At 47.0% G+C, this 26,692-nt stretch carries 21 protein-coding genes and 1 pseudogene; 14 read left to right on the top strand and 8 right to left on the bottom strand.

Annotated features, from left to right (window positions below; translation table 11 throughout):
• Positions 1-290: 290 nt before the first annotated feature.
• Positions 291-1,207, bottom strand: a pseudogene (locus tag OX890_RS11360) (IS5 family transposase).
• A gap of 200 nt (positions 1,208-1,407) precedes the next feature.
• Positions 1,408-2,433, bottom strand: coding sequence for a transposase (locus OX890_RS11365; protein WP_126491810.1), 1,026 nt, complete (start codon positions 2,431-2,433; stop codon positions 1,408-1,410).
• A 1,013-nt stretch (positions 2,434-3,446) separates the two neighbouring features.
• Between OX890_RS11365 and ltrA the strand changes: the two genes are divergently transcribed.
• Positions 3,447-4,736, top strand: a complete 1,290-nt coding sequence (gene ltrA, locus OX890_RS11370) for a group II intron reverse transcriptase/maturase (protein WP_268649221.1) — start codon at positions 3,447-3,449, stop codon at positions 4,734-4,736.
• Positions 4,737-4,817: 81 nt separating this feature from the next.
• On the opposite strand, the gene OX890_RS11375 is transcribed toward ltrA, so the two are convergent.
• Both OX890_RS11375 and OX890_RS11380 read right to left on the bottom strand, forming a co-directional pair.
• Complete coding sequence (locus tag OX890_RS11375; RefSeq protein ID WP_126491812.1) at positions 4,818-5,372, bottom strand: hypothetical protein; 555 nt, start codon at positions 5,370-5,372, stop codon at positions 4,818-4,820.
• A 137-nt stretch (positions 5,373-5,509) separates the two neighbouring features.
• Positions 5,510-5,935: a tetratricopeptide repeat protein gene (locus tag OX890_RS11380; protein ID WP_126491813.1), complete on the bottom strand. Its 426-nt coding sequence runs from the start codon at positions 5,933-5,935 to the stop codon at positions 5,510-5,512.
• A 775-nt stretch (positions 5,936-6,710) separates the two neighbouring features.
• On the opposite strand from OX890_RS11380, the gene OX890_RS11385 reads away from it, so the two are divergent.
• The 3 genes from OX890_RS11385 to OX890_RS11395 all read left to right on the top strand — a co-directional run bounded on the left by OX890_RS11385 (position 6,711) and on the right by OX890_RS11395 (position 11,612).
• Positions 6,711-8,954: a hypothetical protein gene (locus tag OX890_RS11385; protein WP_268649223.1), complete on the top strand. Its 2,244-nt coding sequence runs from the start codon at positions 6,711-6,713 to the stop codon at positions 8,952-8,954.
• A gap of 10 nt (positions 8,955-8,964) precedes the next feature.
• A complete protein-coding gene (locus tag OX890_RS11390) occupies positions 8,965-10,665 on the top strand; it encodes a toxin-antitoxin system YwqK family antitoxin (RefSeq protein WP_126491816.1) in 1,701 nt (566 codons plus the stop codon).
• A gap of 671 nt (positions 10,666-11,336) precedes the next feature.
• On the top strand, positions 11,337-11,612 hold the full coding sequence (locus tag OX890_RS11395; protein WP_011846955.1) for an acylphosphatase: 276 nt from the start codon (positions 11,337-11,339) through the stop codon (positions 11,610-11,612).
• A 104-nt stretch (positions 11,613-11,716) separates the two neighbouring features.
• On the opposite strand, the gene OX890_RS11400 is transcribed toward OX890_RS11395, so the two are convergent.
• From OX890_RS11400 to OX890_RS11410, 3 genes are all read right to left on the bottom strand, one after another.
• A complete protein-coding gene (locus tag OX890_RS11400) occupies positions 11,717-12,718 on the bottom strand; it encodes a peptidoglycan binding protein CsiV (RefSeq protein WP_259579000.1) in 1,002 nt (333 codons plus the stop codon).
• Positions 12,718-16,218, bottom strand: a complete 3,501-nt coding sequence (mfd, locus tag OX890_RS11405; protein ID WP_126493489.1) for a transcription-repair coupling factor — start codon at positions 16,216-16,218, stop codon at positions 12,718-12,720. Before mfd ends, OX890_RS11400 begins: the two co-directional genes overlap by 1 nt.
• An 85-nt stretch (positions 16,219-16,303) precedes the next feature.
• On the bottom strand, positions 16,304-16,942 hold the full coding sequence (locus OX890_RS11410; RefSeq protein WP_126491818.1) for a hypothetical protein: 639 nt from the start codon (positions 16,940-16,942) through the stop codon (positions 16,304-16,306).
• Between the two features lie 94 nt (positions 16,943-17,036).
• On the opposite strand from OX890_RS11410, the gene OX890_RS11415 reads away from it, so the two are divergent.
• The 3 genes from OX890_RS11415 (at position 17,037) to lolE (ending at position 20,342) form a co-directional block, all read left to right on the top strand.
• Positions 17,037-18,269, top strand: a complete 1,233-nt coding sequence (locus tag OX890_RS11415; protein ID WP_012089342.1) for a lipoprotein-releasing ABC transporter permease subunit — start codon at positions 17,037-17,039, stop codon at positions 18,267-18,269.
• A 130-nt stretch (positions 18,270-18,399) separates the two neighbouring features.
• Positions 18,400-19,095: a lipoprotein-releasing ABC transporter ATP-binding protein LolD gene (gene lolD / locus OX890_RS11420; RefSeq protein WP_126491819.1), complete on the top strand. Its 696-nt coding sequence runs from the start codon at positions 18,400-18,402 to the stop codon at positions 19,093-19,095.
• The gene (lolE, locus tag OX890_RS11425) at positions 19,092-20,342 is read left to right on the top strand and encodes a lipoprotein-releasing ABC transporter permease subunit LolE (RefSeq protein WP_268649224.1); all 1,251 of its coding nucleotides are present in this window, start codon (positions 19,092-19,094) and stop codon (positions 20,340-20,342) included. The genes lolD and lolE overlap by 4 nt, the downstream gene beginning before the upstream one ends.
• A gap of 329 nt (positions 20,343-20,671) precedes the next feature.
• Here lolE and suhB read toward each other — a convergent pair whose 3' ends face one another.
• On the bottom strand, positions 20,672-21,475 hold the full coding sequence (gene suhB / locus OX890_RS11430) for an inositol-1-monophosphatase (protein WP_006081861.1): 804 nt from the start codon (positions 21,473-21,475) through the stop codon (positions 20,672-20,674).
• Between the two features lie 153 nt (positions 21,476-21,628).
• Between suhB and trmJ the strand changes: the two genes are divergently transcribed.
• The 7 genes from trmJ (at position 21,629) to hscB (ending at position 26,627) form a co-directional block, all read left to right on the top strand.
• The gene (trmJ, locus tag OX890_RS11435; RefSeq protein WP_006081860.1) at positions 21,629-22,357 is read left to right on the top strand and encodes a tRNA (cytosine(32)/uridine(32)-2'-O)-methyltransferase TrmJ; all 729 of its coding nucleotides are present in this window, start codon (positions 21,629-21,631) and stop codon (positions 22,355-22,357) included.
• Positions 22,358-22,411: 54 nt separating this feature from the next.
• A complete protein-coding gene (gene cysE / locus OX890_RS11440) occupies positions 22,412-23,233 on the top strand; it encodes a serine O-acetyltransferase (RefSeq protein ID WP_268649225.1) in 822 nt (273 codons plus the stop codon).
• Positions 23,234-23,570: 337 nt separating this feature from the next.
• Complete coding sequence (iscR, locus tag OX890_RS11445; RefSeq protein WP_006081858.1) at positions 23,571-24,032, top strand: Fe-S cluster assembly transcriptional regulator IscR; 462 nt, start codon at positions 23,571-23,573, stop codon at positions 24,030-24,032.
• An 80-nt stretch (positions 24,033-24,112) separates the two neighbouring features.
• Positions 24,113-25,327: an IscS subfamily cysteine desulfurase gene (locus OX890_RS11450; protein WP_006081857.1), complete on the top strand. Its 1,215-nt coding sequence runs from the start codon at positions 24,113-24,115 to the stop codon at positions 25,325-25,327.
• Positions 25,328-25,364: 37 nt separating this feature from the next.
• Positions 25,365-25,748: a Fe-S cluster assembly scaffold IscU gene (gene iscU, locus OX890_RS11455; RefSeq protein WP_006081856.1), complete on the top strand. Its 384-nt coding sequence runs from the start codon at positions 25,365-25,367 to the stop codon at positions 25,746-25,748.
• 14 nt (positions 25,749-25,762) lie between these two features.
• Positions 25,763-26,086, top strand: coding sequence for an iron-sulfur cluster assembly protein IscA (gene iscA / locus OX890_RS11460; protein WP_006081855.1), 324 nt, complete (start codon positions 25,763-25,765; stop codon positions 26,084-26,086).
• A 16-nt stretch (positions 26,087-26,102) separates the two neighbouring features.
• Positions 26,103-26,627, top strand: a complete 525-nt coding sequence (hscB, locus tag OX890_RS11465) for a co-chaperone HscB (protein WP_012089341.1) — start codon at positions 26,103-26,105, stop codon at positions 26,625-26,627.
• Positions 26,628-26,692 lie beyond the last annotated feature (65 nt).

Consider the following 26,692-nt stretch of genomic DNA (forward strand, 5'->3'; position numbering starts at 1 on the left):
CTGTGACTATTGGGATCTTTTTAAGTAGCGCACATTGAGGGCTCTAGATTGTAAAATCGACTGTGTTGATTTTGGACTTAAATGTGTATGAAAGTAGTCTAGGGTGGCTGCGACTTTTGGTTTTTTTTTAGGGGATTAGCGTTGGCTGGTATCTACATGCACAGGCTTGCCATGGCATTGACTCACCGATCGAGCGCATGCGTAACCTCTAGGTTTTAAAGACTAGATCTAATCGGCGTTGTTGATTAAATCATTTCATAGAACGTAATCGTTCCAAGACTTCTGGCCGATTAAGCAACTTGCTGGCGAACGGCCATACCCAGTCTAATGACTTTGTTCATCGCCTTCACACCAGCCAATGCCTCTGCAACTTGCCCATTGTAATCACGTAAACTTAGCATTGGACTATTCAACTGTTTATATCGGCCCATGGCGGTCTCTGCTAGAGAGCGCTGGTGATAGCCGTTATCGATTTTCCATTGTTTCAGCTGACCCGTTTTCAGTGCTTCTACGGCTTCATTGCGTGGATGCCCCTTTTCCCATAACCCCGCATTTGAGCGCGGGGGATGGTAGCTTTGCAGCCTTTACGTCGCAGTAATTGATAACAACCCTTTGTATCATAAGCCCCATCTGCCGATACCTGCATTATCTTTCGCCGTAAAGGATTGAGCAAAGTCGGCAGTACTTCATTATCGCCTACTGACACAAGACTGACTTCAGCTGCAACGACTTCGTGAGTGCTTGCATCTATGGCTAAGTGCAACTTGCGCCATGTGCGGCGTTTTTCGCTGCCATGCTTGCGCGTTTTCCATTCGCCTTCACCAAACACTTTCAGGCCAGTGGCATCGACAACAACATGCGCTATCTGTCCGCGACTGGGGTTGCGGTACTGAACATTGACTGTCTTAGCGCGTTTACTGATAGCGGTGTAATCAGGTGATATTAGTGGAACATTCATCAATGTAAATAATGAGTTGAGAAAGCCTTCTAGCGCACGCAACGATAAATTAAAGATGCCTTTGACCATCAACGCGGTTTCAATCGCCACATCACTATAGCTAAACCCGCGTCCACGCCCGCCATGATGCTCATGGCAGTACCACGCTTTTACTGCAGCTTCATCCACCCAGAAGGTGAGCGAACCACGGTTCACTAACGCTTGGTTGTATTGCTTCCAATTAACGATTTTACGTATTGATTTGCCCATGTTGCCGTCCTGAAGGTGAGTCAGAAGATCTGATCATGGCAACACCGATTAGTTCACTGATTTGTGCAACATCGCCGATCTAATCTTAACGATTATAGGCACCACTCTTATTGGACAAAAACGTGTTATTTTTTGCGCGAAATTATCTTCATTTCGGATAAAAAACAATTCTAAGCGCAGAATCGTCGGCCATGATGCGCTTAAGGATGTAATGCTTGGCTTGAGGCTTTACCTTTACACCATTTGCCGCTGTTGTGCTGCTTTTTAAACTCGCACATGCTATCCCATCGACCACTTATGCCACTGTATTGACGTCGAAACTCTTTGGCTGAAGTGAGCCACGCATCGGGCGAAATGCCTAATTCATTGAGCAGTTTTGGCCGTTCATTATCGATATAGCCTTTTTTATCAAGGCGCATAGCTCGTCCCGTCCAATCTATTAACTCAAGATAATCGGCAAAATGAAACGGAATACCCGTTTGCTGACTCAGAAGTGTTGAACCATCAAATTTTGCGAGGGCTTTATGTGATATTGGCTGTAGGTTATCTGCTGTAGTTTTGGCCAGTTTTGGCGCGTTGATATGAGGATTAAGTGCCTTCACGCGCTCCTGAATCGATGTAAAATCAGAGGATTGCAAAGAGTCGGCAATCCCTGCTCGAATAGGATTTAAATCGACATACATCATGCACGCCAGTAGTGCTTGCTCATCTAACAAGGCTTGTGACTTAAAACGGCCTTCCCAAAAAGCGCCTTTACACTCATCTTCACGATTGGCCTTACGGGCAATTTCTTCATTTAAACAGCGCATAAACCAAGAGATACTGCTCAGTCGCTCATGCCACTCGGCGAGTAATGCATCAAGTAACATCACTTCACCGTCGATTAAAGCATCACCATTCATATACTTAGTAGCGACGGCATGGCCTTTAGTGATTTGACACCAGCGACGAATAATATCTTTTTGCGTTAGCGATTTCGCCTTGTCGGCATCAATTTTAAGCACTAAATGATAGTGATTACTCATCACCGCATAGGCGCAAATATCAATGCAGAAAATCGCAGATAATACCTTGATTTTATCAACAATCCAGCCGCGACGATGCTTATAACTGCGGCCCGTGAGTTTATCCTCACCACACAAAAAAGCCCTTCTAACACAGCGATTTATCACATGATAGAAAGGCGTTGCATTGGCATCAATTAACTGTCTTCTGGCTGAGGTCATAAGACACTCCAAAATATGTGGCTGTCCTTTCTATTTCTTTCTGGCCGAGGTCATCACAAGCTCCACACAGACAAAACCAAGATAATGTAAAGCTTAGTCAAAGAAGCTAAAAAACACAAAAAGATGTGGCTGTCCTCTCTATCTTCGATGCCTTCACTAACGAATGAAGATATTAGCCACCCACCAGGAACCTTGGTTCTGTATGTATATTTACTAGATCCCAAACCACCATTATTTTTCAATGCTTCCCAATTTAAAACAGGTGAATTGCTTGTTCCACTTGAAAATAATCCCATTAATTTATCCAAATATTGAATGTTGTATAACGCCAAGCTTTGGGGCGGCTGAAGAGTAGCGTATGCCGTCCCAGCCACGATAACGGCGACAATAGCGCTTTGTTATGTTTTTCAGAGGTTATCACTAAATTCATAGGTTCAGATAAGCCTCTGTTTTAGCTGAATCTAAATCTTGGAAAAAACCACCTATTCCAGAAGGCGACCAGTACCCTTCACCAATATATTCCCAATCAGTGATATCCCATTTGTAAACAAAAAACGTGTAAGCACCATCGATACGCTGACCAACTATAGTAACAGTCTTCTTCGAGTCAGAATATTTTCTTTCAGAATTTCGTCGAACGCTTTCTGTGTGCCAGTAAACTCACGGTATTCTGGTGCTTCAGTCATACTTTGCCTTGAAAACATAACGCCAAGTGAAGGGGCGAAGTGCGCAGCACTTTGTCCCGCTGGCACGTTTTGTGTACGCCCAGCATGGGCATGAACTAATGAGGTGAAAGTCCTCTGTAGGAAGGTCACTGTTCAATAACATACTGTTATTAAACGTTAACTACTAGCGAATGGCAAGGGCTTATCCGCGAGGATTGGTTTGAAGGAAGCCGCTAGCAAATTTGCGAGCTGATGAACAAGAACATCATATGAGGCGTAGGCTAGAGGTGAGTTGGCAGGGCCTCCCCCACTAAGTAAGGGGACAAGACGACGAAACCACGTGATCTAATGGCCACCGTAAATGAGCAACCAGCCTTCAACAGCGATTTATTCCAACAACTGCTTCAGCCTGAGAATTTACACCGAGCTTGGCGACAGGTTAAAGCCAATAATGGCGCGGCTGGTATCGAAGCCTTCCCGCTTTGGGTGCAGCAAGGCGGTTGGCAACAGTGTAAATCTCAACTTGAGTTAGGTGAATATCAACCCTCAGCAGTCAGACGCGTAGAGATCGACAAACCCGATGGCGGTAAACGCAAACTGGGTATCCCTAACGTCATTGATCGTGTGATACAGCAATCAATTGCTCAAATTCTCACGCCGTTGTTTGACCCTTCCTTCTCGGCTAATAGCTTCGGCTTTAGACCGAATAGGAACGCCAAACAAGCAGTCTTGCAAGTCAGGGATATCATCAAACATAAACGCAAATTTGCCGTCGATGTTGATCTGTCCAAGTTCTTTGATCGAGTAAATCATGATCTCTTAATGACTCAGTTAAGGAGCAAGGTACAGGATAAGCGTCTGCTGGCGCTTATTGGTAAATACCTGCGTGCTGGCGTGATGATCAACGACCAATTTGAAGCAAGCTTCGAAGGCGTACCTCAGGGTGGCCCACTCTCACCATTATTATCAAACATCATGTTGGATAGTCTGGATAAAGAGCTGGAATGCAGAGGGCATCACTTCGCCCGCTACGCGGATGACTTTATCATCTTGGTCAAGTCTCAACGAGCGGGCGAACGTGTCCTCAAGAGTATTACTCGCTATCTTGCCACTGAGCTAAAACTGGTTGTTAACGAACAGAAAAGCCAAGTGGTTAAGGTAGGCCAAAGCAAGTTCCTAGGGTTTACCTTTAACTGCGGAAAGATCCAGTGGCATGTCAAAACACTGCACATCTTTAAACAAAAGATAAGGCGACTGACAAACCGCAATTGGGGCGTGAGCATGAGCTATCAATTGTTTAAAGTGCGGCAATACATGCAAGGCCGGATCAACTACTTTGGCATAGCCAACGCTTACCAAGGGTGTGTCGATTTAGACCACTGGATCCGTCGTCAAGTACGTATGTGCTACTGGCGTCAATGGCGAAAGCCACGGACTAAGGTACAAAACTTACTCAAACGTGGCGTCAGGATCCAAGCGGCCGTTGCTTGTGGAATTACAAGCAAAGAGCCGTGGCGAAGCTCGAAAACACCAGGGATACAGCAAGCGCTGAGTAATGAGTATCTTAAGAAAGCAGGATTGTATTCACTGAGAGATGGATGGATCGCGGTTCACTATCCGAACCAGAAAACAGGTTAGGCGTTCTAAATGAACCGCCCTGTGCGGAGCCACATGCAGGGTGGTGTGGGGGCTGGAGGCTAAATACCTCCGGCTACCCGATTAGTTTTCAATTTTCGCGACCTCTATACCAAAAGGTGATATTTGCCCAAAAACTCGTATTTTCGAACCTAACTCAAGATTACCGTAAACAGACTCTGATAAACAAATATGTTGTTTGATAAAAAAAGTGACTTCTTTTACAACAACTCTTGGAGCACATCGGCCTTTAAAGATTACACTTTCCATTTCTACGACAGTTAGCTCTGTGGTGCCGTCACTTGCATAGAAATGATGCAAAAGCTTGGGCAATCCGCCAAATGTAGCTGCCGCTAGCCAGCCAGCAAAAACTATCGGTAAAACTAAAAAGTGTGTGTTTTTCCAGTTTTTTCGAACGTCGGAAAAATTACTTTTATTTAAAAAATACATACAACCAAATGAAAACAACCCGAACACTAATAAAAACACATACAAACTGAAGATCCATGTACCTGATGAGTTATCAACGGTAACTCTGACATCTGAAAAAATAGATAAATAACCTCCAGCGAAAAGGAAAATAATGATCGCTAAAGCCACTATTCGGTTAGCAATGTTAATCGCTGCACTAAGTATCATTTGGTTAACCTAAAAACTAACATTAAGCACAACGGCAGTTTGTAAGCTGTGCGTTGTGGAATACTTTTGCGCAGCAAAACCACATAAGCGCGACTTACAAACTGTCCAGCCGCGCAGCGGCGTGTTGCTACGCCTTGTTACATGTTTCTACAGATTTCCAGTAGAAATTCGCTTATTTCCTTACGAAGGTCTAAGTCCTTCGTGCCTTTAGCAGTTTCATTAGCTGAGTTTGCAAATTTTAACGCGTAATCTGGTTTTCCTAGCTGAAGATAACGTTCTGCCATGGCGAGCTGGATTGATGCGGAATATTGCTCCAACCCTAAAATTTCAGCAGTTTCTAAAGCCTTAGCATAAATTTCTAACGCAGCTACATCGTCCAGCGTGAAGTCAGCGAGCGTCTCCCACTGAAAGGGATGGTCGCTTTTAGAGCCAGCATGATTTTCACAAACCACTCGTAGTTTTTCATATAAACGCCAGTACGATTTGGTTTGGTCTTGTGAATTTACAAGACTCAAAGCCAACTCATGCACTTCATTGTAGAACGGTGATGTTTCCATATTCACATGTAACGTCTTAGTATTTATGCGCTGCGCTGTTTACCTCATTAGACCAGTAAAAACGCGCACAGTGTTAACTATATGTATTAAAGAGAATTTATCAGCCTTTCATCCAAGACACCAACTGGAAAAACGCGCATGCGCGTTTTCCAAACCTATTAACTAATTTTGGAAAGTATATGCAAATGATTTTAAAGGGGTTTGTTAATTTTAGGCTGGATAAACGCGCAAACAAATGAGAGTAAAAACACTCAAAAGCATCTAAATTTAAATACGACTATACCCATACATTGTTAGTCGCTTTACGGTAGAGCCATATATTTGGTAAATAGATGAGATTTTGTAGGGTAATTCATTCGTCAGTTTTCGATTCACTAAATGAATGCTAGCAAGCTTTGGGGCAATAGCTTTTTAGCTAATCGAACAGCGATAAGGTTAGTGAGGATTGGCATTGTTGCAACAGTGACCGTTGGCGGCATGGATGCCGCCGTCGAGCCATCAGGGACGAGTTTATGGCGTGTCACTGGGGAAGCAATGACAATTCAAGCCGCAAACTGACGACAAAATTATCTTGCTTTGGGCAAATATCTTTTTAGCAAAACGAACAGCAGAAGTGTTAGTTAAGATTGGCATTGCTGTACCTGCGACTATCTAAAAAGGAGGCTTTAGTCGCGCACTCAGGTGTTGTGCTAGATAGGCAAAATAGCAAAGCATTTTATTTACTGGGCATGAAAGGGCATAATGCGGCGCTTACTATTTGTTTAAGATACAAGGAATAACCATGAAGTACTTGGTTAGCGTAGTTGCATGCTGTTTATTATCGGCCTGTTCTTTTGGGGATGCTGATGTTGAGTTTACGCCAGAAAAAGGAGAAGAGCGCTCGTATCAGCTGTATAGCACCACCAACATCACAGTAGATAATGGTAGCCGCACCGAAACGGTTAATACTAGCTCACATCAATTGCTGCGTTATAAAGTCCTCGAAACGGGCAAAAACAGTCGGTTTCAAGTGTACGTCGATTACATGAACATGCGCGATGGCCAAGGGAGCGGCGTCAGTAGTGGCCAGCGGGCCGATCGTAATCCTGAAATGCACGCTATTTTCTCGCAGGGATTTGAATTTACATTAAATCTAGACGATGGCAGCGTTAAAGAATTCACTGCATTAAACAAACCGGTATGGCAGGCGCTGCTGGCTGAACGCGGCGCAGAGCTTGAGCAGGAGTTGAAAAAGCTCTTTAGTTCATCGGCCTTTCTTAACACTATACCCGCCAAAGCGGGGGCGGTCGTCGCGCTTCCTGCCTATCAAGGCCACGCCAATGCCAAACTTACTGTATTGCAAGTCACTGATACGCATGTGTTAGCCAAAGTTGAAAGTGACGGCGAGCAAGCCAAAATCTACGGTCAGCTGATGTTAGAACGTGAGCGGGGTTGGTTAGCGCAGTTAGCTCTAGTGGCAGAAGCGCCGTTTGAGCGCTACGGCTATAAGGGCACAGTGCGCAGCAACGTTATTATGTTGCCACAGCAGCGCCAGTTGGGCGATCTGACGCAGCGTTTAGGTTTTGATTATGATTTCCCAGCCTTTGAGTATCAAAAACAGCCTGACTTTGTGCTGGATGACATCAATAAGACCTTAGCCATTGATGCCGTATTTGCCTATGATGCGGGTTACTTTTACCAGCAAGATGACCTATTAAATCTAACCTATCAGCATGACTTTTCAGGTTTTAAATCCGAAGGTGGGTTTAGCTTAACCGATATCACGGCACACAGCGCGGATGGCACAGTGCTGCCGCTGCAACTGAGCAAGGTAGGCAGTTACAGTTATCCAGAACAGGATGGTTTCCATCAATCTGTGCAGCAAAATCTGCTTATTGGCTGGAATGCACCAAATGATCTCTTAGCTCAAGTCGCTGAGTTTCGCGCGACGGCCCATTACCACGGTGCAAAACTGGTCAAACTTAACCTGACACCCGATCCCAGTAAAACCGTGAGCGTGCAGTATGAAGATTTACAGCTCGAACTCTCGCCAATCCCCGACAAGCCATTCAGTTATCTGCTGAAATCGCGAGGCGGCGCTGATAAAACGTGGTTATACCGGCGCTATGATGGTGCCGAAGGCGCTATGGTGCACTATCTTTCACCGCCAGCCACTGGACCGGATTGGCTAACGTCGGCAGAGCAAAATATGTTGTCGCTGGCCTCATCGGCGCAATATGAGACGATTACACAGTTTACCTTTGCCGCCGCGCCGTCGGCGTTGACACTTTATGTAAATACTGCGGCTGACAGCGGCGAACTGACGAAGAATATTCGTTTTATTCCAACCCAAGATTACGCGCAAAATGTCGCGTATCCGCCGGCGCAGCAGCAACTGCTTTACAGCGATGATATGTATGCGTCCTATGATAATCAGCCGCAACCTAGTACACCTGCTGATCCCGCCTTACTTGAGCCGCAAATCGTTGCTAAGTACGGCGTCAGCATGCTGTTAACGTCCGAGCAGGCAGCGGTGTGCACCCTCAGTGTGGTCGATGCCCCTAAGGTCAACGGACACACACTGCAATGGACAAACACCAGCGCAAGCAGCAACACGGGTTTTGGTGCTGGGCTGGATAAGTTTGTGCAGTACCAACTGAGCAGCGCCGATGGGATCCGCCGCAATTTTTACGACATCAAAGTCAGCAGCACCTTGGCCTGTACTGGTACGCCCAAATGGCAAGCGCTAGCGTATCAACCTGAGCAAAGCTGGTTGATTGATATCACTCAACTGCCGAATCTTGATGCCACTCAAACCGTTGCCGACGTTATGCGGCGCTATCGTTTTTTAAATGCGCAGAATTTACCCCTTGCGCCTGCTATTCAAGATTATGGCAGTGACTTTTATCAGCGTCCGTTGCAGCAAGTATTACGTGAGCAACGCTGGTTTGTGCTGGCGGGGCGCGCTGCACAGATAGAACAGCTGACGATAAGTGGCGAACCGGTCAATAAACAGTGGGTTAATATATTCCCTGCGTTACCTTAAGGAGCAGAAAATGCGAGTCTTATTACTATTATCTGCGCTACTGATGTCGTTTAATTTGTTGGCTGAGCGAATTTTACTCGACCAAGAATGGCGGCTTAACGATGTACCTGGCGAAGCCATTTATTATCTGGAACAAGCGCCGACAGAACAAAATGGCGAGTGGCCATTGCAGCTATTTTATTTAGAAACGGATAAACCGGTTTTTAAGGGCAGTGTCAACAATCCCAATTTAGTCGAGAGTTTTATCGTTGGCGATTTCGAGTTTTTCTACCCCAACGGTCAATTGTCTCGCAAGGGCAGTAGCGATGCGCAAGGACATTATCAGGGCACGCATCTGCATTATTGGGAAGACGGAGCGCTTTCGGGAGAGTACCACTACCAGAATGGCCAGTTGCATGGAGATCAGAAAAGTTACCATACCAATGGTCAATTGCGGGAACTTCAGCATCGCGTGAATGGGGCTGAATTAGGCTTATCGCAAAGTTATTATGCCAACGGCCAGCTGGCATCGCGCGCAAACTATGGTGCGAACGGTATGGAAGGGCGATATGAAAGCTTCTATGACAATGGTAAGCCAGAACAAAGCGTGAATATGGTGGCGGGAAAATACCAAGGTGAACGACTGTATTGGGCCAAAGAGGGCTGGTTATACACCAAAGAGTTTTATCTTAAGGGGAAAATACACGGAGAAGTGTTGATCTATCAGGCCGCAGATATTCTGCAAGAGATCAAACATTATCAGCATGGCAAGCAGGTAGGAAACCAGCAGCGTTTTAAAGGGCCAGGGCTGTTAGCCATGCAGCAAGAGTACGATAATGATGGCCGCGAAATACAGAATATTACCTATGATGATGCTGGTAATGTCGCCACCCAAACCGATACTCAATATCTTGCCAAAGGCCGGATTAGCACTGAACAGCGCTTCGATGCCACTGGAAAGTTAACCCATCAATATCAGCGTGATACTGCGAAAAACTGGAGTTTACGTCAGCGCTTCGACTCAGCAGGTGAATTGATTGAACGCGATGAACAACTCAAGGGACAATATGAAGGCTTATATATCGGTGCTGGCTGGAATGGTTATGTCAGGCAAATCAACTACAGCAAAGGTCAAATGCACGGTGCCTATCGAGAAGATAACGCCGAGGACGGCAGTTTTGTGAAGGGCCAATACCACTTGGGCTTAAAGGTTGGTCAGTGGATCACACAAAATACCGATACGACGCGCAATGAGCAGTTTAATCAACAAGGTCAGCTGAGTGGCGAACAAACAGAAATCGCAGCCGATGGCACGATAATGCGCCGAGAGTTTTATAAAAACGCTAAGTTACATGGCGCGTATTTACTCCGTGGTTTTGATAAACAGCTGCAAGCCCAAGGTCAGTATGTTAACGGTCTGCGTGAAGGCCAATGGCTGCTGCAAGATGAAAGCAGCTACAGCATGGTTAAGCTCTGGCATGGCAACTATAAAGCAGGACACGAAGTGGGTCACTGGCAAGCCTTTTCCGCCAACGGCCATTTATTAGGGCAGACGCAATATGATGATAAAGGTCAATTGCAGGGCAAAGGCTATAGTTTTAACGAAGATGGCAGCCTGCTGCAAAGTGATGAGTATCTTGATAATCAACTGCACGGCAGGTCGGTGTATTACTTTAATGGCGAACCCTCATCCGAGTATCGCTATCAAAATGGTCAGATGATCAGCGAGTAGCAGGTTATCGCGTAATCAACTTATAGCGCAATAAAACAGAAACCGGCAGACTATGCCGGTTTTTTACTTTTGTCTTTTGAATGTGTAGCTGGCATATTTTTGCTTGTCTTGCTGTAACGCTTCGCCATACACAGCACCCGTTATTAGCGTGGCATAGCGACACTTCAATTCTACAACCCTCACTTCTAACCCCCTTACTTCCTAAACCCTCGTTTCGCAATTGCGAGCTGGCCAGAACAAGCACAATCTCAGCGTTGAACGTCAACGAGTCCTCATACTTCTGCAACTTTCACTGCGGTGTTTTGTTAAATGAACAATGCAGGCAGCGGTATGAGCCGATTTTCAGCTAAAAGCATTATATTCATTAGGGAGGGATAGTTTTATTTTTCAAACTCTTGAAAATAATTATTTATTGTGTAAAGTAGCCAGCCTTGCTATTTTGTAACAAAATGCTACAGAGTTGCTATTGTATTTGTCCATTTATTGGATATCCCTTTGCGTATGTCGCCCGACACAGCTAACTGCAGTCTTGTTAGCTGTTTTTTTTGCCTAAAATAAAATATCGTTTGTTTTTTGCTCTATAGATCCATAGGTTAACACTTAGCCTTCGGATAATTGCGGCTATGCTTAATCCAATAACGGGCTTGTGTGCAGTGCAAAAGGGGCGTGAGATGAAGCGTGTATTGATAAGTTTAACGGGTAAAGTGCAAGGTGTGGGTTGTCGGCATGCGACCTTGACTAAGGCCAGAGCCTTGGGCGTGACAGGCTATGTCACCAATTGCCGTGATGGCAGTGTCGAAGTGTTAGCCCAAGGCAGTGATATTGCGGTGAATAACTTGATTGCTTGGTGCGAAGTGGGCGTGCCTTGTACCGAGGGATTAACTGTCACTGTGGGAGAAGACGAAGCCGATGATATCTACCTCGACTTCTCCATAGTACAGTCTTAAACAGCAGTACAGTCTTAAGCTAAAAGTGCAGTCTCAAACAACAGTGCAGTCTAAGTCATTCATTTTAGAGTACGACTTAAGCCTTTCGCTGTTTACTTGCTGACTCAGTATTGCCCAACCGTTTGTATCGATTCGGCATTCTGACTTTTTTGCTGTGCACTTGGTTGTGCCATCTTACGAATTTGGATCACCATGCCCATTTCGGGGTGATCTAAATAATGGATTTCCTCACTCTTCACTCGGCGGTTTTGCTCCAAAGGCACTGACATTAAAAACGGTGTCATGACTTTAGGCGCCGTGAGTGTTGCGCTGGTATCGGCGGCATCACTTGGCATTGCTGGTAATAGCTTTCTGCCTTCTTTGCGCATATTCAGTGCGGTTTCAATATACAAATAGTGGCTCAAGTAGATATTTAACGTGCCATCTAATTCCCAAACCGGTGATACCACAGGTGCAAGCATAGGCGTGCCATCTGCATTGATCATAGGTTCAGTTTGAGTTGGCGTAACAATTTTTCTGCCATCAAAATGATAGGTATCCGAGAAATCTTTACCCGCAAATAAACGAATAGGCACTGAACCACTTTTGCCGCGCATCGGTTGTTGCCACGCCATGTGCAGTAAACTGCGCGTGCCGCGTTCACGGGAGATGCTATTGATAATGCTCGCGAACTGGCTTTGGCTGCGTGCTAATAACACTGGGCCACCATTGGCGCTGGCATAGCTGGTCGTTGCGCTGCTGATTTCTGATGGGATCACTGGCGGATAGCGATATTCGACACTGGTCGGCGCGGCGGCTACAGGCTCAGACGTTGACTCACCGTTTAAGCTTTCAGCGCAGTGGCTATTGGCATCGGCATCAAATACTAGCGTACAAGGCGCCGACTCACTCGCCATTGGGGTGACGACTTGTGCAACCGCTGGAGAGATCAAGTCTATCGCTTTATCGGTTTTCGTCTTGATCGGCGTATCTGGCCATTGCTCAGTTGACTGACTTTGGCGTTCAAATACATAGACTTCAACTTCGAACCAAGCTTCAGCTTGGACCACCTGACTGTGCGATAGTGCAATGAGGGTAGCGATAGAGACCGCGAGTTTACGTAACACTATTTATTATCTCCAAGACGATGTTGCGATTGATGTTGAGATAGTTGTTCGAGCAAGAGTTTCACTAAAGCGAGCCTGTCTTTGCTGGTTTCGGCCGCAAGGCTGAACTTTAACTTATTCGGTCCTTCCATTCGATAGATTTGTGGCTGGCTTTGGAGTAATCCAATAATAAACATAGGATCGATGACGTGATCATGACTAAATTCGATGCTGCCACCTTTACTGTGCACTTCTATTTTAGTCGCCCCTAAGCGAGTCGCCTCATGTTTATAGAGGGTCATTTCCATTAAGTTGCGCGTCGGTTCGGGCAATAGGCCAAAACGGTCGATTAATTCGACTTTTAACTCATCCAGCGCCGCTTCGGTTTCGCAACCTGCGATGCGTTTATAGAGCGATAGACGAATATTCACGTCGCTCACATAGGCCTCAGGCAGTAGGGCAGGGATACGCAGTTCAATTTCACATTGTTGATTCAGCATTTGCGCCAGCGATGGCTCTTTGCCTTGTTTTAAGGCTTTGACTGCCGCTTCGAGCATTTCCATGTATAAGCTAAAACCAATTTTCGAAATATGGCCGCTCTGCTCATCACCTAAGAGTTCACCTGCACCGCGGATCTCCAAATCTTGGGTCGCGAGCATAAAGCCTGCACCGAGATCTTCAAGGGCATCAATGGCTTCTAAACGCTTACGCGCATCGGGAGTCATACGTTTAGGATGCGGCGTCATCAAATAGGCATAAGCCTGATGGTGCGAGCGTCCGACGCGGCCGCGTAATTGGTGTAACTGCGCGAGACCAAAGGTATCGGCGCGCTCGATAATAATGGTGTTGGCACTCGGAACGTCGATACCAGTTTCGATAATAGTGGTACAGACTAACACGTTGAATCTTTGGTGATAAAAGTCAGACATCACCCGCTCAAGGTCGCGCTCACGCATTTGACCGTGGGCGACGACTACCCGCGCTTCTGGCAGTAAATCGATAATACCTTGGGCACATTTCTCAATACTTTCAACATTATTGTGCAGGTAATACACTTGGCCGCCACGGAGAATTTCCCGCAAAATGGCCTCGCGCACGGTTGCAGGATCGGATTCCCGCACAAAGGTTTTTACCGCTAAACGTTTGGCGGGCGGGGTGGCGATAATCGATAAATCGCGCATGCCCGACATGGCCATATTTAAGGTCCGTGGAATCGGCGTTGCGGTCAGAGTTAGGATATCCACGTTGGCACGCAGTGCCTTGATTTTCTCTTTCTGACGCACACCGAATCTGTGTTCTTCGTCGATGATCAGCAGGCCTAAGTTTTCAAACTTGGCCTCAGATTGCAGTAACTTGTGAGTACCGATAACGATATCAACTTTGCCTTCTTCCAATTGCTGCAGCACTTGAGTCTGTTCTTTAGCGGTGCGAAAGCGTGACATCACTTCGGTGACCACAGGCCAGTCGGCAAATCTGTCTTTAAAGTTTTCATAGTGTTGCTGGGCAAGCAATGTGGTCGGGACCAGCACGACCACTTGTTTACCGGCGTTGACGGCCACAAAGGCGGCGCGCATGGCGACTTCGGTTTTACCAAAGCCCACATCGCCACAGACTAATCTGTCCATTGCGGTCGGCGATTGCATATCGGCTAACACGGCGATGATGGCGCTTTCTTGATCGACGGTTTCCTCGAAGGGGAAACCGCGAGCGAATTGGGCGTATTCTTCTTCGTCAATCTCGCAGCTTTCGCCGGGACGAGATTGGCGACGGGCATAGACATCAAGCAGCTCGGCCGCAACATCGCGGATTTTTTCAATGGCTTTTTTCTTGGCTTTAGCCCAGGTCTCATTGCCGAGTTTATTTAAGTGGGCGTCTTCGTCGGCGCCAACACTGTAGCGGCTGATAAGGTGCAATGAAGACACTGGCACATACAGTTTATCGCCGCCGGCGTATTCCAATTGCAGGTATTCGGCGACCAGTCCGCCTGTATCTAGCGTGACTAAGCCTTTATAGAGGGCAACACCGTGTTCTAAATGCACAATGGGCTGGCCGACTTTGAGTTCGGCCAAGTTTTTAATCAGGGCATCGTTGCTGATCTGGCGCTGTTTTTCACGGCGACGTTGCTGGGAAATTCGATGGCCGAAGAGCTCAGTTTCACAAATGATACTGATGCCATCTTTGGCGCTGATCTGCAGCAAACAACCACGTGACAGCGGCGATACGATAAGGCCTAACTTGGCATCACTTTGAATAAATTCATCAAAATGGTTAAACAGCGCAGGTTTTAACTGAATTTTTGCGAGCAATTCAAGCAGCGCTTCGCGGCGACCCTCGGACTCAGCGCTAAACAACATGCGCTTGGCGCTGCTGGCATAATCTTGCAGCGCTAACAGTGGTTGCTTTAATTTATGGTTGGCGCTGATGTCGGGCAGGGTGCTGGCGGCAATCACGACCGCTTTCGTCGCTTCAGTGCCATCTGTCGGCACGTGCATTTGGTAACGTGGCAGCGGTTTAAAGGCGGCAAATAACTCTTCGATGAGTAAATACAGCTCTTTAGGCGCCAGCAGTGGGCGCAGCGGATCGACGCGCCGGTCTTGATAGCGGTGTTCGACTTCTTGCAAATGCGCGCGCGCAGACTTTTCGATATCGCCTAAAGTGACTAACTGAGTGTCCTTGGGCAAGTAATCGAATAGGGTCGCTGTGTCATCAAAAAACAGCGGCAGGTAGTTTTCAATCCCCGCTGGCATCAAGTTGCGGCTCACCAGCTGATAAACCGATTCCGGCTCTTTAACTATGACCTCAAAACGGCGACGGTATCTTTGTCTAAACCCTTCGATGGCTGAGCTGTCGGTCGGGAATTCCTTCGCGGGCAATAGGCGAATCGAATCTACAGGTTGCAGTGAACGTTGGGTTTCGGGATCAAAATGGCGGATGGTCTCCACTTCTTCATCGAATAGCTCGATGCGCAGCGGCATATTCATCCCAGTGGGGAAGATATCCAGAATCGAGCCGCGAATGGCAAACTCGCCGTGTTCATAGACTTGTTCAACCGAATGGTAGCCAGTGTCGGTTAAATGCTGGCGTACATCGTGTAACTTGTAGCTATCGCCTTTTTTCAGCACAAACACGTTGGCGCTTAAATAGGCCTTAGGTGGCAGGCGCATCATTAAGGTCGTGACGGGCACGATAACGATGTTTTGCTCAATTTGAGACAGCTGCGACAGGGTTTCGAGTCGCTGGGAGATCAAATCCTGATGGGGCGAAAAACTGTCGTAGGGCAAGGTTTCGCGGTCAGGGAATAATCTGACCTTAATGCCTGTTTTACTGAGCAAATAACTCAGTTCTAGCTCTAAGCTTAAGGCGCTTGGCGTATCACTAGTGACAACTAAGGTCGTCCCCTTATGTTGACGCGCTAAACTGGCGAGTGTAACGGCTTGGCAAACGCCGCCCACAGTGGACAGAGTCTGAATTTGATTGCCATTTTTGACGGCTGGCGGCGTTAGGGCTGATATGTGAGTCATTGGCGTGCGATAAACTGATTCATTCACAAAGAGTTGCAGACATTGTAGAGACTTGATGGCGCAGGTGCCAGTGAAAAGTCAGCGGCTATTGACGCTCGTCTCTGGCGAGTTTACGTAACTTGAGTTGTTTCTGCTGCACATTGAGGCTGGCTTTGACTAATTGCTCCACGTCAGCTTCGAGAATTTGACTGAATTCAAAGTCGGTTTGCCACTGTTGAACTGGATAGTGAAGTTCAGCCTGTGTATTCGACTCTGCATTTGAACTGACAGGGTGTTGTACCGGTTTGAGTTGTGAGTCAATCACTTTACCAAAGCACAAAATGGCGACTAATTCGTCGTGAATAAAAAGAGTGATCTTGTAGTGGGAGCCGATTTCTAATGCGGTTGGCGTCAGGAGTCTTAGGCCGCTGCCACCAAACTGATTGCCAATGCATTTTTCGCCTTCTTGGGTTTCTTTCTCTAATACATGCTGCAGCACTAAATCCACTTTGCGGGATTGCAGCTTTAAAAAGTCCACCACCACCTTAGCGTCGTTGTCTAAATGGCGTAGTTGCAGCAAGCAATTGGCTTCGAGTGTTTTCACTTCGCTGAGTAGCTGGATACCCAATGATTGCATTGATCTTAATGCCATTTCAGAGGGTAATGGCTCGGAACTCGGCCACAGACTTAAGTAGGCTGTAAAAGGGTGAGGCACACTAAAATACGGATTGGTGTCAGTGAACAAGGCTTGCCTCTTTATTTATAGGACCAATACCCCTATTATCGTGCCCATCTTCATGATTTAGCAAGTTCAGCACACAGGACGCAACCCTCTTTCAATGAATCCAGGATTTCCTTTCTATATTGGTTACCGTTATTGGCGGGCCAGAAAAGCGAACGCGTTCGCGTCGTTCATTACTCTATTTGCCGTTTCGGGCATTTTTTTAGGCGTTGCCGCGCTCATTGTTGTGAGTTCTGTGATGAATGGTCTCGAAGGCCAACTCAAACAACGTATCTTAGGCGCAGTACCGCAATTAACTCTTTATAGTGAAGCGCCCTTAGTCGATTGGACTGAGCAGGCGAGTGCGCTTAAAGCCTTACCGGGCGTATTAGGCGTGACGCCGAGCGTGTCAACGCAGGCCATGGTGCAATCGGCGGCGAGTATTCGTGCTGTGCAGGTTTATGGCGTGTTCCCCGAGTTAGCGGAAAAGTTATCTTCGGTTGCCCAGCACACTTACTCAGGTGCATTTGAGCAGCTGACGAGCGGCGACTACAAGGTAATTTTGGGCTCTGAGCTGGCAAGGCAACTTAAAGTCGCCCCCGGTGATACGGTGCGATTATTGAGTGGCGATGGTGTGGTGTACTCGCCCTTAGGCCCAGTGCCGAGCCAACGTAAGTTTTTAGTCTCGGGCATTTTTGAAATGGGCTCTCAGGTCGATGCGGGCGTGGCGTATATCCATTATCAAGATGCGAAACGGCTGATGCGCCAACCCAGTGAGGCTATCGATCAGCTTAGACTCTATTTAGCCGATCCCTTTAGCGCCCCCGCTTTAGCACCTAAAGTTCAGGATATATTAGCTAAACAAGGTGTTAAGGCGACAACCAGCGATTGGCGTGATACCTATGGCCACTTGTTTGGCGCGGTCAAAATGGAAAAGAACATGATGTCGCTAATGCTGAGTCTGATTGTGGCCGTGGCCGCATTCAATATCGTCTCGGCGCTGGTCATGATGGTGGTCGATAAAACCACTGATGTGGCGGTACTCAAAACCCAAGGCGTGACCACACCCGCCGTGATGGGCATTTTTGTGGTGCAAGGGTCGCTCAATGCGGTGCTGGGTTTAGTGCTGGGGCTGGCGGTTGGGATACTCATCACCTTGAATCTGAATGGCATTATGACCACTTTAGGGATTTCTATTCTAGGTGTGGGGCAGAGCTTGCCGGTGAAATTGGAGTTGATGCAGTTGTCTGTGATCGTGATTGGTACGCTACTGGTAACCCTGCTGGCGACCTTATATCCCGCACTGCGCGCTGCTAATGTGCAACCCGCGACTGCGCTCAGATATGAGTAACGGTATGCGCCAATAGCTGTAAACCGTCGGCATTTTTGAATTGAGCGACGGTTTAGCAAGATGCGAATAATTAAATGCATTGATTTGATGACATAAATCGATGCCAAAGCCTGTTTAAGAGAGAACTTCAATGCAAGACGTGTTACTGCAAGTGCAGAGTGTCAGTAAGAGTTACCATGATGGCGCCGTGACCACGCAAGTGTTGTCTAATGTTGATCTGCACGTGTTTAAGGGCGAGCAGTTGGCGATTGTCGGCAGTTCAGGCTCAGGTAAGAGTACCTTGCTGCACATCATGGGCACGTTGGATGAACCAACCGCAGGTAAAGTCTTGCTATTAGGCGAAGATTTATATCAAGTGTCCAGTACGCGCCAAGCGCAGATACGTAACCAAGATTTGGGTTTTATCTATCAATTCCATCATTTATTGCCTGAATTTACCGCGCTAGAAAACGTCGCTATGCCAGCGTTTATTCAAGGTAAAGATCGTAAGCTGGCGCTCGCCGATGCTAAAGCCTTGTTGGAGCGGGTCGGGTTAGGGCATCGCATGACGCACATTCCCGCCGAGCTATCGGGTGGCGAACGTCAACGTGTTGCTATCGCAAGGGCCTTGATTAATAAACCTAAATTAGTGCTGGCCGATGAACCTACGGGGAACTTAGATGCCAACAGCGGCGATGCCGTTTATGAGTTGATCCGCGAACTCGCCGAACAACTGGGTACGGCGTTTGTGGTGGTGACCCATGATCATAAATTGGCTGCCCGTATGGACCGTCAACTGATGATGAAGAACGGCTTCCTGCAATTAGCGGCGGAAACCCAAGTATGAAAGGACCGTTAGCCTTATCCATTGGTTGGCGTTTTTATCGCGCCCGCCAATCCAACAGCTTTATTAGTTTTATTTCCTTCGCATCGACAGCGGGCATCGCCTTAGGCGTGGCGGTATTGATCATCGTCTTGTCGGCGATGAATGGTTTTGAGCGCGAGTTAGAACATAGATTGCTTGGCGTCGTGCCGCAGGCGGACATAGTCGGTGTGAGCGAGCCTATCGCGAACTGGCAGAGTGTTGCCGAGGGCGCGCTGTTAATTGAAGGTATTCGCGGCGCGGCGCCATTTATCCGCATGCAAGGTTTAGTGCAAAAGCCCGGCGGTTTTCAAGGCTTAGCTGTCGTGGGGATCGATCCAAAAGAAGAAATCAAGGTCTCGACACTGGCGCAATTTATGAGCGATACCAGCTGGCAGAGTCTAGGCCAAGATGAGAATCACATCGTCCTTGGGCAGAGTTTATTGACTAAGTTGGGGCTTGAGATTGGCGATACGCTGGCCTTATATGTGCAGGATATGGATCCAGAAGCGGCGGGTAGTTTACGCGCGGCGAAGAGCCATCGTTTTGTGGTGTCTGGCGCCTATAATCTTGGCGGCGAGCTTGAGCTGACTACGGCTTATATTCCTATGCAGTACGCGGCGCAGATTTTGAACATGAAGAGCGGCGTGACTGGCGTGCGTATTAGCGTTGATAAAGTGTTTGATGCACCCGTCAAAGTGCGTGAACTTGGTTATGCGCAAAAGCAGTCGGTGTATATCAGTGACTGGACCCGTACCCAAGGGCATTTATATCAAGACATTCAGTTGGTTCGCACAGTCATGTACTTAGTGCTTGTGCTGGTGATTGGTGTCGCCTGCTTTAACATCGTTTCCACCTTAGTGATGGCAGTGCGAGATAAAGCCTCTGAGATTGCGATTTTGATGACTATGGGTCTGAGCCGCCTTGCTGTGATGGGTATTTTCATGGTGCAGGGCGCCTTGAATGGGCTGCTTGGCTGTGGTCTTGGCGGGATTATCGGCGTGAGTGTGGCACTGAATTTAAGTGCGATTGCCAGCACTATGGAGCAGTTACTCGGTATTCAACTGCTGTCAGCCGATGTGTACTTTGTCGACTTTTTACCGTCTGAGTTACATGGCTCAGATGCGGCGTTGGTGATTGTAATGGCGTTCGTGATGAGCTTAGTCGCCACACTCTATCCTGCTTGGAAAGCCAGTCAGATTGCGCCAGCGCAAGCCTTAGCGGGTAGATAACGCAATCAGTGGTTGTGCGTCCTGTTAGCCGATTGGTGCTGAAATCAGTGCACGCTTGCAGGACACTCCTTTTATTCTCAATCACTATGTCTCAATGACTATACTATTTCTCAAATACTATGTTTTGGCGACTGAGGATGTGAGGACTTGATGACTCGAGTACTGAAGGCTTTAGAATGAAAGCCACATAAACAAAAAGGCCAGTGAGCGCTCTTAGAAGAGACTGCCACTGGCCTTTTTTATGTCTAACGTTTTGTATCTATGCGTTTTGGAAAGCTAAGTGTTAATCGAGGCTAACGCTTCGAGCGCTTCGAGATTAACGCCTACAATTAACGCTTTAAAGCTTCGTTCAATAAAGGACGCATGATTTTAACTAATTCTGTGGTCACTTTAGGTGAGCCTGCTACGATGTTACCAGAAATCAAATAGTTATGGTTGCCAGTGAAATCGGTAACCGTACCGCCCGCTTCGCGGCAGATAAGATCGCCAGCAGCGATGTCCCATGGCTTTAAGCCGATTTCGAAGAAACCGTCTAAACGACCCGCAGCAACATAGGCTAAATCTAATGCGGCAGAACCTGCGCGACGTAAGTCAGCACATTGGCCGAAGACTTCGCCGAAAATAGCCATGTAAGTTTCAGTGTGTTGACGCGCCTTGAATGGGAAGCCAGTACCAATCATGGTAGGAGCTAATTCATTCACGTTGGTAACACGCAGACGGAAATCATTGAGTTTTGCGCCTTTACCACGGACGGCGGTAAAGAGTTCTTCACGGACGGGATCGTAAACAACCGCAACTTCAGTTTTACCTTTATGTTGCAGAGCGATAGAAATCGCGAAGTGGGGAATGCCTCTAACAAAGTTGTTAGTGCCATCCAGAGGGTCAACTATCCAAACGTAGTCGTTATTCTCACCGCGGTTTTCGCCTTTCTCTTCACCCACGATAGTGTGATCAGGGTAAGATTTACGAATTTGGTAAGTAATTGTCGCTTCTGCTTCCTTGTCTACACTGGTAACAAAATCGTTGATACCTTTTGAACTGACTTCAATACGGTCAAGTTCGGTATAGGCGCGCATAATATTTTGGCCGGCCGCGCGGGCAGCGCGTACAGCAATCGTCAGCATCGGATGCATTGCAATCCCCTGGATGTTAAAGAACGTTAAAATAGCGGGCGGCATTATACCCGATTTGATAGTTATATCAAATACCGATTTTCATATAAGCATTCGGCAATGGCTGTGATAATATTCGTCCCCAACGTTTTATGAATTAAATTAAGTTGTTTCATGCTAAGTAATATTCGAGTGGTTTTAGTGGGGACTTCGCACCCCGGCAATATTGGTTCCACTGCCAGAGCGATGAAGACTATGGGTCTGTCAAATCTGTACCTTGCAGAACCGCGTGTTGAACCCGATGGGCATTCCATTGCATTAGCCGCGGGTGCATCGGATATTCTGAAACATCTTGTGAAAGTGGATTCACTCGCTGAAGCGATTGCCGATTGCAGTCTCGTGATTGCAACCAGCGCGCGCAGTCGCACCTTAGATTGGCCGATGTTAGAGCCAAGAGAAGCTGGGGTGAGATTAGCGACCGAGGCACTTAAAGGCCCCGTTGCAATAGTGTTTGGCCGTGAGAACCACGGGTTGAGCAATGAAGAGTTGCAACAATGCACTTATCATGTGGCGATTCCTGCAAATCCTGAATATAGCTCGCTCAATCTTGCGCAAGCCGTACAAATCATTTGTTATGAAACCCGTGTTGCCCACCTCGCACAAAAAGAAGTGGCCGAAGAAGAGCTGACTGAGTATCCCTTGGCCGCCGATCAGGAACGTTTCTTTGCACACCTTGAGACGACGCTGCTATCAACTGGCTTTATCATTAAGAATCATCCCGGACAAGTGATGATGAAACTGCGCCGCTTGTTTAGCCGCGCACGGATTGAGAGTCAGGAGATGAATATTCTCAGGGGTATTTTGACCTCTATTGAGAAAGTGACGGGTTCTAAAGACAAATAGCCAAATCCTAATCATCAATAATTACCATACAGAATGACCGTAAAGGGATAAACAATGGGCGTGATAGCTAGGCTAAAAGAAGACATTGAATCTATATATCACCGTGATCCTGCGGCGCGCAGCGCGTTTGAGATCTTGGTTAACTATCCGGGCATGCATGCCATTTGGTTGCATCGGATAAGCCATAAACTATGGAAGCGCGATTGGCGCTTAACGGCACGTTGTTTATCGACTTTTTCCCGTTGGTTGACGGGTGTAGAAATCCATCCAGGTGCGACCATAGGTCATCGATTTTTTATCGACCATGGTATGGGCGTGGTGATTGGTGAAACGGCTGAGATTGGTGATGATTGCACCCTTTATCACGGTGTAACGCTCGGCGGAACCACGTGGCAGGCAGGCAAGCGTCATCCAACATTAGGTAATAATGTGGTTGTGGGTGCGGGGGCAAAAATCCTCGGTCCTATTACTATGCATGATGGTGCGCGTGTAGGCTCGAACTCTGTGATTGTGAAAGACGTACCAAAAGATACCACTGTGGTGGGCATTCCTGGACGTGTGGTCGCAACACCTTCGGCTCAATCTAAAGAAAAAACCGAACGTCGCAGCGCGATGGCAAAAAAATACGGCTTCGATGCGTATGCGGTATCCCCCGATAATCCCGATCCTGTTGCCAATGCGATAGGGCAGATGCTGGATCATATGCATCTGATGGACTCGAAAGTTCAAGAGTTGTGTCAAGCCATCCAAGGGCTGGGCGGTAATGTCTGCACCGAAAAACTGCCAGAGCTGGATATGGGCGAGTTTAATGATGCAGAGAAAGCCGCCGCCGATAAGCGACAAAATGCCATCGATGAGTTTGATCCGAGTATTTAGCTTTAACGTAATGGTCTGAGTGACTTAAAAGTCTAGTTTCAACGGTTCTACTTTAGCGGATCTTGTTATAAATGCTCATACCGCGGTCAAACCTTAGTTTGACCGCGCCATAGTGTACTGATCACTTTTATCCTGGGTTTATATCGTGCTAGATGTCGATTAATTGGCGCTCTAGCATTGAATCTTAAGCCGGAAAAAGGTTAAATACCCCACCAAGATGAAAGGGTATTGGTTATGTGCGCACTCAATACTTGAGTGTTTTAGTAGGTTTTAATACTTGACTGATTTACTCGGGTATGTTGAAATAAAGCATACCTCTTCGGGAGCTATGGTAGTTATGAAACTTACATCAAAAGGTCGTTATGCAGTAACCGCTATGCTAGATGTGGCCATCCACTCGGCATCGGGACCAGTTCCCTTAGCGGACATCTCTGAGAGACAAGGGATTTCGCTTTCCTATCTGGAGCAACTCTTCGCTAAGCTAAGAAAACACGGTTTAGTTGCCAGTGTACGTGGACCGGGCGGTGGTTATCGCTTAGGCCTAGAAGCCAATGATATTTCAGTCGGCATGGTTGTCCATGCTGTAGATGAGTCTGTCGATGCGACTCGTTGCCAAGGACTTGGCAATTGTCAGAGTGGAACTCGCTGCTTAACCCATTCACTTTGGGGCGATTTAAGCAAACAAATTTCAGATTTTTTAGATGGTATCAGTCTTGCTGGCTTGATGCAGAAACGAGATGTGCAATTTATCTCGCTTAAGCAAGACACTATGCAAAAGGAACAAAGAGTCAGTTTATAACTGAACTTTGTTATACGATAAAAATAATTTTTGTACGTTGTATGTAGCCTCGGCAGAGACTGCTCAGTACGGAGTGTGTTATGAAGCTTCCTATCTATTTAGATTATGCCGCCACCACGCCTGTTGATCCAAGAGTCGCGGAAAAGATGTTCCAATGCATGACAATGGACGGCATCTTTGGTAATCCAGCCTCACGTTCACATCGCTACGGCTGGCAAGCTGAAGAAGCGGTGGATATTGCTCGCAATCAAATTGCCGAGTTAATTAACGCCGATCACCGCGAAATTGTGTTTACCTCTGGCGCGACGGAATCGAACAACTTAGCGATTAAGGGTGTTGCTCATTTCTACCACAAGAAAGGCAAGCACATCATCACCAGTAAGACTGAACATAAAGCCGTTCTTGATACCTGTCGCCAATTAGAGCGCGAAGGTTTCGAAGTGACTTATTTAGAGCCTGCGGCAAACGGCATCATTCCGATGGAACGTTTAGAAGCGGCAATGCGTGACGACACTATCCTTGTCAGCATCATGCACGTGAACAACGAAATCGGTGTGATCCACGATATCGATGCAATCGGCGAGTTATGCCGTTCAAAAGGCATTATTTTCCACATGGATGCAGCGCAAAGTGCAGGCAAAGTGCCTATCGATGTGCAAGCCACTAAAGTGGATTTGATCTCGATTTCTGGTCACAAAATGTACGGCCCTAAAGGCATCGGTGCGCTATATGTTCGTCGTAAGCCACGCATTCGCTTAGAAGCGCAAATGCACGGTGGTGGTCATGAGCGTGGTATGCGTAGCGGTACGTTACCAACGCATCAAATCGTAGGTTTAGGTGAAGCTGCTGCAATCGCAAAAGCGGAAATGGCCTCTGATGATGCTCGTATCGGTGCATTACGTGACAAATTATGGAATGGCATCAAGCACATTGAAGAAACCTATATCAATGGTGATGCGATTGAGCGTGTTAGCGGTAGCCTCAACGTCAGCTTCAACTATGTTGAAGGCGAGTCGTTAATGATGGCACTGAAAGATTTAGCGGTTTCATCGGGTTCGGCTTGTACCTCAGCCAGCCTAGAGCCTAGCTACGTATTACGTGCGCTTGGCTTAAACGATGAAATGGCACATAGCTCGATTCGTTTCTCTATCGGCCGTTTCACAACCGAAGAAGAAATTGATCACGCTATCGAAGTAATTACTCAATCTATTGATAAATTAAGAGAAATGTCTCCTTTGTGGGAAATGTTTAAAGATGGAATCGACCTGAACCAAGTTCAATGGGCACACCATTAATTCTGACCTTTACAATAGATAATTTTGGAGCAGTACCATGGCTTACAGTGAAAAAGTGATAGATCATTATGAGAACCCACGTAACGTTGGTTCTTTTGATAAAAACGATCCTTCGGTCGTGACCGGTATGGTAGGCGCGCCTGCTTGCGGTGACGTGATGAAACTTCAGTTGAAAATTGGTGCTGATGGCATCATTCAAGACGCTAAGTTCAAAACTTACGGTTGTGGTAGCGCGATTGCGTCTAGCTCACTGGTAACTGAGTGGGTTAAAGGCAAGACTATCGAACAAGCTGCGGCGATTAAGAACACAGATATCGCTGAAGAATTGGCATTGCCACCGGTGAAGATCCACTGTTCAATTTTGGCTGAAGATGCCATTAAAGCTGCTATCGACGAGTACAAATCGAAACAAGCTAAGTAACATCTGGAGTTAAGATGGCGATTACAATGACCCCAGCGGCAGCCGATCGTGTCAGATCTTTCTTAGTCAACCGAGGCAAAGGTGTAGGCCTGCGTCTCGGCTTAAGAACATCAGGCTGTTCTGGTATGGCTTATGTACTTGAGTTCGTTGATTCTTTAAATGATGACGATGAAGTGTTTGATATCGAAGATGTGAAAATCATCATCGATGCCAAGAGCCTCATCTATCTTCAAGGGATCGAGCTGGATTTTGTTAAAGAAGGGCTGAACGAAGGCTTCCAATTTAACAATCCTAACGCAAAAGGTGAGTGTGGTTGCGGTGAGAGTTTCACTGTTTAACCGCTAAAGTTGACGCATGAATTATTTCGAGCTGTTTAAATTTTCCCCTGCCTTCGATATTGATACCGCCTTACTTGCAGAACGCTATCGCGAACTGCAACGGGCGGTTCATCCCGATAAATTTGCCAATGATACTGAGCAGCAAAAATTGTTGTCGGTGCAGCGCACGGCGCAAGTCAATGATGGTTTTCAAACCTTAAAAGATCCCATTCGCCGCGCCGAGCATATGCTGTCGCTGCGTGGCATTGAACTAAGCCATGAAACCACGACAGTGAAAGATACTGGCTTCTTGATGCAGCAAATGGAATGGCGCGAAGCGTTGGAAGATATACGCGATAGTGCCGATCCTCAAGCGAGTATTGACGAGCTATATCAATCGTTTGCGCAGTACCGCGCGCAACTCACTCAGCAATTGACTCAACTGTTAACCAGTGAGCAGGCTGAAGATGCATTGTTAGCGGCGGATCAAGTTCGCAAACTCAAATTTATGGCAAAATTACACGACGAGTTAACCAGAGTCGAAGACGCTCTGTTAGATTGATTTTCCGTGTTTATGTTACTTTGCTGACTCAAGCACGCTTGAGTTGGCATTACTAAGTTGGATAT

The sequence above is a fragment of the Shewanella sp. DAU305 genome (assembly GCF_026802235.1).
Classification (GTDB): domain Bacteria; phylum Pseudomonadota; class Gammaproteobacteria; order Enterobacterales; family Shewanellaceae; genus Shewanella; species Shewanella baltica.